A 12995-nucleotide genomic window follows, 5' to 3' on the forward strand; every position below is an offset into this window, starting at 1 on the left:
TCAAAAAACCAATGTAGCGCTGCTATAAAAAAGTGGACAGATTTATTTAAGACCCTGTCAAACACTAACAACGTAGAGCCAAATAATTCAATCTGCCCCTTTCGCGCCACAAAGGTCAACGCCGTTGAGCGCAATAAAATCCGCCCCATCACTCTCTGATTCAATTTCCAGCTGTCACTTCGTTTCAATCTCTGCATAATGCGTTTCTGAATGCTTAAGCAGATTTAGAAAACTTTTCCGAAACTCGTTTATATCGTCATCATCACCACATAAATTTATAGAAAAAACGTGCTCCTTTCCAGCCTCAAAAGACGTGGTAAAGCAAGCCGAATCAAGAAAATAAGTTGCCTCGACACCAGACCAACTCCCTCCAGAAATCCGCCCGGCCTTTGCTAACGGCTCAGATCCCGTACCAAACTTCAAACCATCTTTCTCTTGAACATACTCGTTAGAGACAGCGTCTTCAAGTGTCATCCCCTTGCATCGAACCCTAACATTTTCGGTTCTTCCGTCCTTGTACTTGTATTTTAAAAACGTCACACCTTCATCCGACTTCATAACTGAAAAACCGTTTACGCCATGCGCCTTAATAATGCAGCCATTACTTTCCACCACTAGACCATCTCCCGCATAGACGAGAGAGAACGAGGACAGCAGATATAGCATAAAAAATCTGATCATTGCTTTTGCCTTTTAACAAATGATGGTATTCACTACAAATAAATCTGTCACCTTTTCTGTCTTTTGCCGTGAAGCCTTTACCCACAAGTAAGGAAACAGGCGCTTTCGACTCAACTATTTGACGAAACCGCCTACATGATCGCGATCCAGATTATAGAGATACGAAGGGTGCATTACTTCAAGGCTTGGATTGAAGGATCTTGATAGCCGACATCAACCTCAATTCCGGCATCTCTTGCTTTCTCCTCTCTCGCCGCCCTGATGGCTTGATACTCTTTTAATTTTAGCGGCAACAATTCTTTCCAATTCTCTTTCTCCTGAGCGCTATCAAATGCTGAACGCCAGTATTCCGACTGACTTTTAAAGCTCAAGCTAACCAGGTAAGTTCCGCGCTCGGCAGGCGCATCGTCAGAATCACGACGCCATGCTTTGACAGTAAGATAACCATCACCGCTGAAAAAGTGCCATGTATAAAAATCATCGACTTTCAACCAACGCGCCAAATCAAGACGATAGTTTGGATCCAGCCACGGATGGCTCATGACATAATCACCGAGCACTTTGTTTGGCGAAGTAATTTTGTCGCTTTGAGATCCGGAAATTCTCGGATCAGACGGCGCATAGTAATGATGCCAACCGGCAGCTTTTACCTTATCGATCAAAGCATATAAAAAGGCTTGATACTCTTCGTGCCTGCTGTTGTCAGGAAGAGACCGAATCGAAAGTTCAACATCCTCGATGTTATCACTCTCATCTTTATCTACGGCAATGTTTATGCCCGCGACGTGTTCCAGGGTCAGCGTCTTATTGACAACAACAGTGGGAAGGTCTGAATCCCCAAAGGATTTTTCAACTTTATACCAGCACATATTCACCTCCGACATGCACTCTTCAGAGAATTGCACCGGGCTTGCCGCCACTAGATCGCTGGCATTTTTTTGCATTTGAATTTGAATCGACGGACTATTGCCACTCATTGCTTCACTCCCGCTATCACCGACATCACCACAAGCACCGACAAATAAAAACAACAAAAACAACATGCTTCTCATACGGCATTCTTCCAGGTCGCAATCGTCGCAATCTGACCTTCCATATAGTCCTTCTTTGAACCCATCAACTTATGATATTGCCCAGCAATTTTGGCAATGAACTTCATGCGATCAGACTCATTGTAAAGATTGCCTTTTTCCATTTGAACGCGCAGATCCTTATTATCAACGTCACATGCAGTGCTAAACGCGGCTACCCGAACAGGAACAAACGGCGCCCACTCAAATGCCGCCTGGGCCTTCAATGTCGCTTGAAAAAAGAACTCATTGTAAATCAGTGGCTGGAGAATACGACGCTGCTCATGATCAGCGATTGCAAGCAACGAACTGTACTGCAAGTCTCTCTTCACATTACTGTCTGAAGCGGTTTCAGATTCTTTAATTCGGTCAAAACCCTTTTTCACATCGGGTGTGATAGCCAGATTCTTGAGAACAGGTAGCGCTTCATCCGCCCACGGCAACTTGTCTATGTTCATTTGAACTTGAGCATCACAACTTTTTGCATTTCGAGTCGGTGCACACTCATCAAACTGCTTCGGATACTTCTTATAAAACCAATGCCAGACAAAAATATCCTGAAACAACCAAAAATTGCCTTTACCCAACCCTCTTTTTCCCACTCTCAAAGCTGGCTGACCTACGGGTGGCACCGCAACAGTCAAATAAGGCTCCGCCGGTATGAAATCCAAGCCACACTTGACCTGCTTACTTGCAAAAGCCGCCAGCCCCATCCAGTAAAAACGACCTTTCAAGTCCGGTTTTCCATCTTCGCCGCGCTCCAGATAAAACTCAGCATAAGCAGCAGCAATCCGAGCGGCCCGAGCGCCGAAATCCTTCACCAAAACCATCTTGGTTGACGAAGAAAACCAGCTCTTTTCTGGCACACTCAATCGGCTGATAGCCTCTTGCTGCCCCATCGTCCATAGCTTGTCGCATTTCAACGTGATGTCTTGAACGGAGCAGCTTTGGTTATTGGTTTTGAATGTAGCAACGGGTGCGCTCATTTATTTCTACTCGCTTCGTAATCGTCGGAGCCTTCCGGCACGATGAGTTCGTCCCACATCAGATGGACCTCAGCGGTTTCCTCGCTGTCAGTCACCACACGCGGATGCAGGCCATCCGTGTTGCTTTTGGAGATTTTCGGAGCGACCGACGAAGGGACAATAATCGCTGCCTTCACAGACTTTATGGGCTGACCGAGCCCGGTCACAAAACGGATTTGTTCGTCATACTTCGGACTATTGGCAGTACCGGACTTCAGTGTGTTTCCCGCCCGAGCCTGATCCGCAATCAGCGGAATGACCGGTGCCAGAATGCCAATCCCCGTCCCGCTTCCCGCCGAGCCTCCGGCATTAATCTTCACCACCGGCCCAACCACCGTCACACCACCGCCATCGAGCTTGATGAAACTGCCGCCGCCGAGAATCGTCAGCTCAGTCCCCGCCTCAATGACAATCTTGTCCCCCGCCTTGATGTGAATCTCTTTCCCGACACTGGTCAGTTGCGCCGTCCCGAGCTTCACATGCTGGCTCTCGCCAATAGTCAGGTGGTCGTCCATCCGCGCTTCGATCTTGCGGTCGGAAATCGTGGTGCGATGTTCTTCAGCCTTCAGCTCGGTGTAGCTGTTCTTCACCACCGTGTCGTGACGTTCATTCCCGACGCGAATCTTCTGGTCGTGTTCGACGTTTTCATCCCAGTCGCGCTGGGCGTGGATGAAGATTTGTTCGGCGCCTTTTTTGTCTTCGATGCGCAGTTCGTTGTAGCCACCGCCGCCCGGGGAGCTGAGGGTTTTGAAGACGCTGCGGGTTTTATTCGCCGGCAGGGCGTAGGGCACCGGGTTTTCCTTGTGGTACAGGCAGCCGGTCACCAGTGGCTGGTCGGGGTCGCCTTCGAGGAAGGTGACGAGGACTTCCATGCCGATGCGCGGGATGGAGATGGCGCCGTAGCGGTCGCCGGCCCAGGAGCTGGAGACGCGCAGCCAGCAGCTGGTTTTGTCGTCGGCCAGGCCTTCGCGGTCCCAGTGGAATTGCACCTTGATGCGGCCGTATTGGTCGCAGTGGATTTCTTCGCCTTTGGGGCCGGTGACCATGGCGGTCTGGCTGCCGAGCACGCGGGGTTTCGGGTGTTCAAGGGCGGGGCGGTAGAACACGTCCCACGGGGTGGCGAGGAAGGTGTTGCGGTAGCCCTGGTGGAAGTCGTCCTTGTGGTCGGTGGTGTCGCTGGTCACCGATTCTTCGAGGACTTGCGGCTGTTTGCCTTCGTGGAAGATTTCGGTGAGCAGCCACAGGTCGTTCCACTCGCTGCGCGGGTGATCGGACATTTCCATGAAGTGGCCGCTGACGAGTCTGGTCTGGTCGCCGCGACCTTCGGCCTGGCGATAGTCGGCACGGTGACGTTCGAGGGCGCGCTGGCTGAGGAATTTGCCGCGGGCGCGGTCGATGAAGCGGCCGGGGTAGTCGTAGTCTTCCAGATCCGGTTCGGTGCTCTCGCCATCCGGCTTACTCTCTGGTTTAAAAGCCGCCTCCATTTGCAGGCGCGGTTTTTCGAAGTCGTAGTCGCGGCGGGTGGTGCGGCTGGTGCGGGTTTCCAGACGCAGCTTGAAGCCTTTGATCACCGGTTCTTCGGCGACCATGCCGCTGCCTTGCACGTACGCGGTCGGTTGGCCGAGGTTCGGGAAAACCGTCTGGTCATCGCCGAACACCAGCAGGTGGCCTTTCTTGCTGTGCTGGAAGTGGTAGTGAATGCCTTCCTCTTCGCACAGGCGCTGGACGAAGTGCAGATCGGTTTCGTCGTACTGCACGCAGTAGTCGCGATCCGGGCATGGCTGGCTGAGCTGGAAGCTGTAGGCGTTGCCCTTGATGCCGTGCTCGTCGAGGATCAGCGCGATGATTTTCGGCGCCGACATCTGCTGGTAGATGCGCTGGTTGGTGCGGTGATGCAGGTATTGCAGCTGCGGCACCAGCGAGACTTTGTAGCGGGTCAGGCGCTTGCCGGCATCGCCCTGGGCGACGCGGTAGATCTGGCCGTGGATGCCCGAGCCCTGCGGATCGAGGGCGAGGAACGCCTGTTTGTGCAGGAGCTTTTCCAGGTCCAGATCCGGGTTTTCGCTGACCAGTTCCAGGTCGAAACGGAACGGCTGGCTGATGCCTTCGGTGCCGGTGAACGACAGGACTTGCAGGTCGCCTACGTAATCTTCAACGGTCAGGCTGAAGTGCGTTTCGTTAGCTGGGTTGAACATAAAGTGCTCCCTGTTCGAAAGTCATCCGTTACGCCCGCAGTCGCAAACGCTGCAGCCAGGACGAAGTGGCGCCCAAGGCGTCACGCAATTGGTCGGCAGTGATGGTGCGCTCTGCCGGGTCAAAGGCCAGCGCGGTGCACAGCGCGGGCCAGCAGTGTGTCGGTAGATTCGACGGTGCTTGCAGCTCGCGCTCCAGGTGTTCGTCACGGGCCTGGGTCGAGGGCAAGCGGCGGAACGGGTGTTTGCCGCCCGCCAGTTCATAGATCACGCAGGCCACGCCGTACACGTCCGCGCTGGCCGACAGCGGTTGGCCCTCAAGCAGTTCGGGGGCGGCGTAGCCCGGGGTCCAGGCGTTGAAGCGCTCGCGGCTCAGGTGCGGCAGGCCGGGCAGGATGCCCTCCTCGGCTTGCCCCAGACCGAAGTCAAACAGGCGCACGCCGTCTTCGCTGAGCATGACGTTGCTCGGTTTCATGTCACCGTGCAGCACGCCGCGACGGTGGGCGTAGGCCAGCGCGTCGAGCAGCGGCAGCGCGATGTCGCGCAGTTCTTTCCACGGCAGGCCCAGCGGCCGCTCGCAGAGCAGTTTGTCCAGGGTCAGGCCACGCATGAGTTCCATGGTGATGAAGGCCCGCTGGCAATCGGTGTCCACTTCGAACGTGTGCGGTCGCAGCACGTTGTCGTGGCGCAGGCGTCGGGTCAGGGCGAACTCGCTGTAGAGCAAGGCACTGGCGTCCGGCGACTCGGCAAATTCTTCGCTGAGGATTTTCAGCGCAATGTAAGGATCGGGATCGCCGAACTGTTCGTGCAGCAGATCCCGGGCCCGGTAAACCGCACCCATGCCACCGGCCCCGAGCAGACGCTCGAGGTGGTAGCGGCCTGCCAGAACATCCGGCAGTGCGCCGACGCTGGCCTTGGTTGGCGCCAGCGCGGGTTCGGCGTTGTGCTGCTTTGCAAAAGCGAAATAGGTCAGGTTGTTGGCCTGCTCTTCGCTCATCAGCAAGTCGTCGACTGAGGATTCGATTTCAGTCATTGGCGGATCACCACGGCCGTCAGGTTGTCGCGTGCGGCGCCACGCAGGGCACCGTCGAACAGACGTTCCAGCGCCACATGCGGCGCCGCCAGGCTGAGGGCGTTGCCGAGGGCATCGCTGCTCAGGCCTTGATACAAACCATCGCTGCACAGCAGGAACACATCACCGGGATAGACCTCGAGTTCCAGCACATCCAGCGTCAGTTGTTCCGCCGCGCCGACCGCCCGGGTCAAGGCCTGGGCCGCCGGGTGCGCCGCTGCCTGTTCGACGCTCATCTGTTGCTCGTCGATCAGTTGCTGCTGCAGCGAGTGATCCTTCGACAGCTGATACAACCGCTGCCCACGCCACAGGTAGCAACGGCTGTCGCCGGCCCAGATGCAGGCCGCGCGATTGCCTTCCACCAGCAGCGCCACGACGGTGCTGCCCATGATGCTGTCGTGACGCCCGGCGGTGACGGTCAACTCCTGCCCCAGGCGCCGGTTCAGCCAGTGCAGGCACTGGCGGATGGCTTTGAGGCGTTCGTCGAAGTCTTCGTGCTGCGGCAGTTCAGCCAGGCTGGCGACGATCAACTGGCTGGCGATGTCGCCACCCTGATGACCGCCCATGCCGTCCGCGACCACCCACAGCCCATGCTGCGGGGTGTCGAGGAAGGCATCTTCGTTGCGCGACCGCACCTTGCCCGGGTCGGTTCGCGCCGCGCTGCGCCAGGGACTGGCCACCAGCATCAGAGCTGCACCGGCATACGGAAGGTGCGCAGCACGCCCATGTCGAACGGGTTCGGCGTGCGCTGGCTGGTCAGCAGGTAGTTGGCGCGCAGGCCACCCACATCGGCTTTCAGCACCAGCACGTCGCGACCGGTCAGGTACTCGGTCTGCATCAGGTCGAACAGACGGAACAGCGACCACGGGCCGGAGTTCTTCTCGATGCCGATCGGGCGCCCGGCCATCTTGTCCATGACCAGGCTGGTGCGACCGTCTTCAGCATCGGTCGGCCACTTGAAGCTCATGGGCAGGATCGGACCGTGGCGGTATTCCATGGTCTTGTCGCCGAACTTGAACTCGGAACGGCTGACGGCCGGATCGAGGGTGTACGGCTCAAGCTTGAACTGCACGGTCGGCTCGGCCGGGTTGATCGAGAAGAAGCTCTGGCGAATGTTCAGGGCCGCCGCCATCTGATCGAGGAAGACCTTGGACACCGGCAGGCTGCGACCGTCGATGCTGCGCATCCGGTAGTTGCCCGGATCACCGCTGACGAACGGACGCATGTAGCTGTCGAAGAAGCGGTCGATGGTGCCCTGAGCCCGGAAGAACTCGCGGAAATCGCTGATCGCCACATCGCTGGTGCTCGACGCGCTGAACGGATAACGCTTGTTGATGGTTTTGCCATACACGCTGTACAGCTCGTTCTGATAACGGCCATTCAGATATTGGTAGGCATCGTTCAGCACCAGGCGCCACGAGTCTTCGGCCAGCACGTTGAACCACACGCTCAGCGGACGCGGCAGACGACCGGACGCATTGCGCAGGTTGGTCAGCGCATCACGCTGGCCGCTCATGCGGGTCTTGGCCAGCTCGAACGCGGCTTGCTCCGGCGTGCTGGAACGGGCGAGGCCCGCCAGTTGCAGTTGCAGGTCGTTGAGCGCGGTGAAGGCCGGGGTCAGGTCAGCGGCCGGGCCGTTGTTGTCGTCGAGCAACTTGTGCAGCGGCTCGAAGCGACGTTGCAGGGACTTCTTGGCGGTGTCCGGCAGGTTCTTCGCCACGTTCAAGGCCGAGGCCTTGTCCGCTGCCGCCGCGGCGAGTTTGCCCACCTTGCCCAGTTTGCCTTTCTGTCCGGCCAGCGCATCAGCCGCGTCACCCGCCTCGTCCACCGGATCGGCAGCGGCCGGGAAGCGGGTGTTTTCACGCACTTCGGTCAGCAGCGCCAGCACCGGCGAGTTGGCCGAGGTCAGGCCCGCCAGTTGTTCGGCGCCTTCACCGGCATCGCTGATCGGCGGCAGCGCCACCTGGCCAACGGCTTCGCTCCAGTAGTTGGCGTAGTCGCGGAAGTACAGTTGCTCCAGCTCGACCATCAGGCGACGCAAGTCCATGTCGCTGATGCCCGCGCCTTCGCCCAGCACCCAGTTGTCGCGCAGGATGTCGGTCACCAGCGACGCACCTTGCACCGAGAAATACTGCTGATAACCGGTCTGGGTGTAGAAGCCCGGAATCACGTATTCGGTGCCGATGAACAGCGAGCCCTGCGGCCCGAGATGCTGGCTGAAGCGATAGTCCGGCAGGTTGCGCGCCTGCTCGCGGAGCATGCGGTAAACCACGGTCGCCAGCGACTCGCTGCGCAGGATCTGACGCGCCTGAGCCACCAGTTGCTCGTTGAGCGGATAGATAAACGGCTGCTGCAACAGACGCTCGAGGTGCGTGTTCAGACCGTTCTGCACCGCGGTGTTGCCGGTGTAGCGCTGCGACCAGTCCGCCGCGATCCAGTCCTTGAGCCATGCCGCGTCGCGACGATCCTTCATGTTCAGCATCAGGTACGCGCGCAAGCTGTTGATCAGCTTTTCTCGGTCCTTCATGTTGGCGCGGATCTGGCCTTCAAGCATCGTTGCAACGCGCGGCAGCAGTTGCTTTTCAAGCTCGTGCTCGTAAGCCTCCTTGACCACCGGATTGACGTCCTGGCCCTGATACAGCCCCATCCGTTCGTGGTAGGCAGCGTCGCCCTTCTTCGGGAACACCTGAGTCGCGGCGTAGCTGGTGTCGAGGGTTTTCAGCACGCCCATGGCGTCATCGCGCGGCGACAGTGCCGTGCGTTGCTGCGTCCAGTTCTGCGCCAGATTGCGCAGGTTTTCCAGACGCTCGTAGTTGGCCGAAAATCCACCGGCCCAGAGCATGCCGAACAGCACCAGCGCACCCAGTGCGCCGACGTACAACGCACGCTGGCCCCAGTGGATGCGGCTGCGCTCGCGCTTGTCCAGACCGGCCAGATCGGCCTCGGGGAAAATCACCCGGCTGAGCAAGTGATGGATGAAACGCGAACGACCGCTGCGCAGCGTCGGCAGCACGCCGGCGCTCATGCCCAGACTCGCGCCGATGCCGGCGGTGGTCGAGTCCATTTCCTGGGTCAGGTGCGGTGCGCTGGTCAGGTAGAAACCACGCAGTTGCGTCGCACGCTGGTAGCGGTTGCCGGTGAACGCCATGTCGACGAGCAGGCACAGGCGTTCGCCGATCAGGCCCATCTGGTGCGGGAAGTCGAGGATGCGGCCACGGCGCTGGGTGTCGCGCTCGGAGTGCATGCGCATGATCACCTGGCTGTTGAGGCGACGCAGCAGCTCTTCGAACTCGTTGCGCAGCACCGTCACGTCGGTGCCGACCTGATCCTTGCGGAAACTGGTGCCCAGCACCTGATCGCTTTCTTCGCGAGTCAGTTGGTCGAAGAACTCGTCGAAGCCCAGCAGCTTGTCGGCCTTGCTCAGCACCAGATACACCGGCACATCGACGTGCAGCTTCTGATAGACGTCTTGCAGACGCGCACGCACCTGGCGGGCCAGGGTTTCGATGTCCTGTTCGCTGCCACCGGTCAGGGTTTCCACCGGAATGGTCACCAGTACGCCGTTCAACGGACGACCGCGACGGCGCTTGCGCAGCAGCTCCAGCAAGGTGGTCCAGGCGCTGCCGTCGACTTCCGCATCCGGCTGGGTCAGGTAGCGGCCGGCGGTGTCGATCAGCACACCGTGATCGGCGAAGTACCAGTCGCAATGCCGAGTGCCGTGGGTGTCGCGGGTCAGTTTGCGGTCGATCTTGTTGATCGGGAATTCCAGCCCGGAAAAGTCCAGCAGGCTGGTCTTGCCGCTGGCCTGCGGGCCGATCAGCAAGTACCACGGCAAGTCATTGCGCCAGCGCTCGCTGCGACCGCGGTACAGGCTCGAAGTCTTGAGGGTTTTCAGGGCGTCCTTGAAACGCTCCTTCAACTCTTTCTGCTCTTCGTCGATCAATTCTTCGCGGCGGATACGGTCCTGGCCGTCTTCGGTTTCCTCGACGGCTTTCTTGCGGATACCGGCGCGCCAGCTGACGAAGACCATGGTCAGGCCCCAGATCAGGAACAGCACGCTGATGGTCAGCAGACGCGACGTCGCGCTTTCCCAGAACTTGTAGTCATCCACGGCCAACAACGGGCCGACGAACCACACCAGCAGCGCCACGAACAGCACCAGCAGCAAGGTCCAGACCCAGGTCTGGCGCAGGAAGGCGCCGACTTTCTTGAAAAACTTTTTCATCACACGTCCCTGTTTACGGCTGCGACTGCGGCGAGGCCGCGGCCGGATCAAGCGGCTGATAAGGTTGCAGAACGGTGTCGCGCTGCTCGCCCAAGACCCAGGCGAAACCCGAATACATCATCACCAGGCAGACGAAGGTAAACAGCACCACCATCCACGCCGGCACGATGCGCACCAGGTTGCGGCGCTGATCGTTGAGGCCTTCCCACTGCGGCGACAATTCACGCGGCACATCGCCACGCAACTGACGGATCTGCCGGTACAGGGCGTCGCGGATGCCTTCGAGTTCCAGCATGCCGCGCGCCTGCACGCGGTACTTGCCCTCGAAACCGAGGGACAGGCACAGGTACATCAGTTCCAGCATCGGCAGGTGCTTGACCGGGTTTTTCGACAGCCGATCGAGCAGCTGGAAGAACTTCTCGCCACCGAAGGTTTCGTTGTGGAAGCTGCTGAGCAGGCTCATCTGCGACCACTCGCTTTCGTTGCCCCACGGCGTGGTCACGACGGCTTCGTCGACCACGGTGCAGAGCACGTAACGGGCGGCCATCACCTGGCTGCTTTCGGCGCCGTTGTGCAGGGCGCGTACTTCAAACAGCTTGAGCCCGGCGGTCAGGCGCTCGTTGAGCGCGTAGAGGTCTTCGCGGGTTTCGCTGTGCTTGAGGCGCACCACTTCCGACAGCAGTTCGGACGACGCCGCCACCAGCGAATTGAGGCTGATGTTGAAGGCTTCCGCCGGGCGCAGGCGCGCGGCGTAGATCATCCGTTCTTCCAGTTGCTCGAAACGCGGCGGCGCGGCGAAATCGGTCAGCGGACTCGCCGCCGGGCCATGGCCCTGACGGTCGAGCAGGACGGTTTTGTCGTCCTGGTTGTGTTCCATGTCCTTGATCATGTCGGTCAGTTCCTGATGGCCCAGAATTTCAGTTCAAGCTCGGCGAATTCGCCGGACACATGGAACGCGAAGCCGCCGGAGCGCTCGAGTTGTGCCAGGTCTTCGGAACTGAGTTCGAGGATGAAATAGGTTTTGTTGGAGTGGAACGCGATCTGCCGCGGGGCCACCGGCAACGGTTTGACCTTGATCCCCGGCAGGTGCAGGTTGACCAGTTGGCGGATGCGCTCCACCGGGCCGACCTTGAGGTGCGCAGGCAAGCGGTTGCGCAGTTCTTCGGAGTCGCAGTTGGCACTGGCTGCCAGCACGAACGACGCCGAGCCCAGCAGTTTGTGGTCGTGCAGCGGCGACACGATGATCCCGTACTGACGCGCTTGCAGGATCAGTTCGATGGCGTGCTGTTCCAACACCATCGACAGCACCTGACGGATCGACTCCATCAGTTTGCGAAAGCTCGCACCCTGGTCAGCGTGGGAGTAGCGGCTGTCCAGACGCGGGCGTTTGCTGTCGCTGGAGAAGGTCGCCAGATCGCCGAGCATGGTCAGCAGCGTGCGGTACAACTCTTCCGGGTGAACCTGCTCCAAGCCCAGGTAGTGGCGCAGCAGCAGTTCGGTGCGGTTGATCAGTTGCAGCATCATGAAGTCGCCGATTTCCGCGCCGCCGACCTTGCCGTTCGAACGAATGCGCTCGGCAATGGTGTCGCCCCGGTGACCGAGCATGCTGATCACTTCTTTCAGGCACGACAGCAGGTAGCTGGAGGCGTGGGCCTGAATGTAGGTCGGCACGAAATCCGGATCGAGGCTGATCACGCCATCCGGCGTGGTGTCGAGCACGTCGCAGATCTTCAGCTTCACGTAGGCCTGGTCGCTCTGCTGCTCGCCGAGCAACAGCTTGAAGTCCGGGCGACCGCAGCTGACCTGGCTGGCGGAATCATCACCGGCATTGGAGTCGGCCACTTCGGCGTCATACGCGGTGTAACGCGCCAGCACGTCGGACTGCTCCGGGCGACGGGCCTCGATGTGGTTACCGGTGACCAGCGGCAGCGCCAGGTAGATCGGCGTGTTGCCGGTGTTCGGCGGCACGTCCAGCGCCAGCGGCTCGGTGTTGCCGCCGAGTTCGAACAGGCTGCCGTCCGGCAGGATCCCCGAGGCTTCACTGATCACCAGTTTGCCCATGTTGAGGAACTGCAAGTCGATCTCGAGATTCAGGAAACCCCAGGTGTAGCCGCCCAGCAACTGGGTGCGGGTCTTCATCTGGTGATCGTAATAGCGGTCGTTATGCTGGAAGTGCTGCGGACGCAGCAGCATGCCTTCCTGCCAGATGACTTTATGGGTATTCATGGTCAGTCATCCGCCTTGGCGAGCACTTCGTTGGTCTTGCGGATACCGGCCTGATCCAGGGTCAGATCGGCTTCGGTGACTTCCAGCGGCGTGATCGGAAACGTGTGGCGCCACTTGGTTTCCGGCAGGTCGCGATACGCGGCGAGGATGCCGATGAAGCGGCTGCCCTCCTCCACGCTGAGTTTCAGCTCCACGGTTTCACCCGGGCGCAGTTCGAGTTCTTCGCTGGCCACCAGATCCGGGTTGAGGGATTCCTTGGCGCGCTCGTAGAGGCTGAAGAAATCGGCGTTCTCGAAGGTCACCGGGTGCTTGAGTTCGAACAGGCGCACCACGATCGGCGACGGACGACCGTTGAGGTCCGGGTTCAGCTGATCGCTGCCGGTCAGCTTCAGGTTGATCTTGGTCACTTTCGAATACGGCGACAGCGACGAACAACCGGCGAGCAGCACCAACAGGGTGAGCGCGGTCAGTGTCTTGAAAAAAGCGGTCGAGCGGCGAGACATG

General features: G+C 59.0%; 10 protein-coding genes. All 10 read right to left on the reverse strand.

Annotation, left to right across the window (positions count from 1 at the left end; genetic code table 11):
- Window positions 1-174: 174 nt before the first annotated feature.
- Complete coding sequence (locus L6D81_RS12115) at window positions 175-681, reverse strand: hypothetical protein (RefSeq protein ID WP_236179725.1); 507 nt, start codon at window positions 679-681, stop codon at window positions 175-177.
- Window positions 682-854: 173 nt separating this feature from the next.
- Entirely contained in the window at window positions 855-1733 is an 879-nt protein-coding gene (locus L6D81_RS12120) for a hypothetical protein (RefSeq protein WP_236179727.1), read from the reverse strand.
- Window positions 1730-2737: a DUF2515 family protein gene (locus L6D81_RS12125; protein ID WP_207984337.1), complete on the reverse strand. Its 1008-nt coding sequence runs from the start codon at window positions 2735-2737 to the stop codon at window positions 1730-1732. The genes L6D81_RS12120 and L6D81_RS12125 overlap by 4 nt, the downstream gene beginning before the upstream one ends.
- Window positions 2734-4971, reverse strand: a complete 2238-nt coding sequence (locus L6D81_RS12130; protein WP_236179729.1) for a type VI secretion system Vgr family protein — start codon at window positions 4969-4971, stop codon at window positions 2734-2736. The genes L6D81_RS12125 and L6D81_RS12130 overlap by 4 nt, the downstream gene beginning before the upstream one ends.
- Before the next feature lie 28 nt (window positions 4972-4999).
- Window positions 5000-6001: a serine/threonine-protein kinase gene (locus L6D81_RS12135; RefSeq protein WP_236179731.1), complete on the reverse strand. Its 1002-nt coding sequence runs from the start codon at window positions 5999-6001 to the stop codon at window positions 5000-5002.
- Window positions 5998-6726, reverse strand: coding sequence for a PP2C family protein-serine/threonine phosphatase (locus L6D81_RS12140; protein WP_085696803.1), 729 nt, complete (start codon window positions 6724-6726; stop codon window positions 5998-6000). The genes L6D81_RS12135 and L6D81_RS12140 overlap by 4 nt, the downstream gene beginning before the upstream one ends.
- Entirely contained in the window at window positions 6726-10265 is a 3540-nt protein-coding gene (gene tssM, locus L6D81_RS12145) for a type VI secretion system membrane subunit TssM (RefSeq protein ID WP_236179733.1), read from the reverse strand. The genes L6D81_RS12140 and tssM overlap by 1 nt, the downstream gene beginning before the upstream one ends.
- 13 nt (window positions 10266-10278) lie before the next feature.
- Window positions 10279-11154 (reverse strand): type IVB secretion system protein IcmH/DotU, encoded by an 876-nt coding sequence (gene icmH / locus L6D81_RS12150; protein WP_064600459.1) that lies wholly within the window; start codon window positions 11152-11154, stop codon window positions 10279-10281.
- A gap of 5 nt (window positions 11155-11159) precedes the next feature.
- Window positions 11160-12491, reverse strand: coding sequence for a type VI secretion system baseplate subunit TssK (gene tssK / locus L6D81_RS12155; RefSeq protein ID WP_236179735.1), 1332 nt, complete (start codon window positions 12489-12491; stop codon window positions 11160-11162).
- A 2-nt stretch (window positions 12492-12493) separates the two neighbouring features.
- On the reverse strand, window positions 12494-12994 hold the full coding sequence (tssJ, locus tag L6D81_RS12160) for a type VI secretion system lipoprotein TssJ (RefSeq protein ID WP_011336587.1): 501 nt from the start codon (window positions 12992-12994) through the stop codon (window positions 12494-12496).
- Window position 12995 lies beyond the last annotated feature (1 nt).

The organism is Pseudomonas sputi, assembly GCF_021603585.1.
Lineage (GTDB): Bacteria > Pseudomonadota > Gammaproteobacteria > Pseudomonadales > Pseudomonadaceae > Aquipseudomonas > Aquipseudomonas sputi.

What these genes read in the sequence shown, in the direction of transcription:
- tssM (WP_236179733.1), bottom strand. Translation starts at nt 10,265, where the DNA reads ATGAAAAAGTTTTTCAAGAAAGTCGGCGCCTTCCTGCGCCAGACCTGG.
- L6D81_RS12125 (WP_207984337.1), bottom strand. Translation starts at nt 2,737, where the DNA reads ATGAGCGCACCCGTTGCTACATTCAAAACCAATAACCAAAGCTGCTCC.
- L6D81_RS12140 (WP_085696803.1), bottom strand. Translation starts at nt 6,726, where the DNA reads ATGCTGGTGGCCAGTCCCTGGCGCAGCGCGGCGCGAACCGACCCGGGC.
- L6D81_RS12120 (WP_236179727.1), bottom strand. Translation starts at nt 1,733, where the DNA reads ATGAGAAGCATGTTGTTTTTGTTGTTTTTATTTGTCGGTGCTTGTGGT.
- tssJ (WP_011336587.1), bottom strand. Translation starts at nt 12,994, where the DNA reads ATGTCTCGCCGCTCGACCGCTTTTTTCAAGACACTGACCGCGCTCACC.
- L6D81_RS12135 (WP_236179731.1), bottom strand. Translation starts at nt 6,001, where the DNA reads ATGACTGAAATCGAATCCTCAGTCGACGACTTGCTGATGAGCGAAGAG.
- tssK (WP_236179735.1), bottom strand. Translation starts at nt 12,491, where the DNA reads ATGAATACCCATAAAGTCATCTGGCAGGAAGGCATGCTGCTGCGTCCG.
- L6D81_RS12115 (WP_236179725.1), bottom strand. Translation starts at nt 681, where the DNA reads ATGATCAGATTTTTTATGCTATATCTGCTGTCCTCGTTCTCTCTCGTC.
- L6D81_RS12130 (WP_236179729.1), bottom strand. Translation starts at nt 4,971, where the DNA reads ATGTTCAACCCAGCTAACGAAACGCACTTCAGCCTGACCGTTGAAGAT.
- icmH (WP_064600459.1), bottom strand. Translation starts at nt 11,154, where the DNA reads ATGATCAAGGACATGGAACACAACCAGGACGACAAAACCGTCCTGCTC.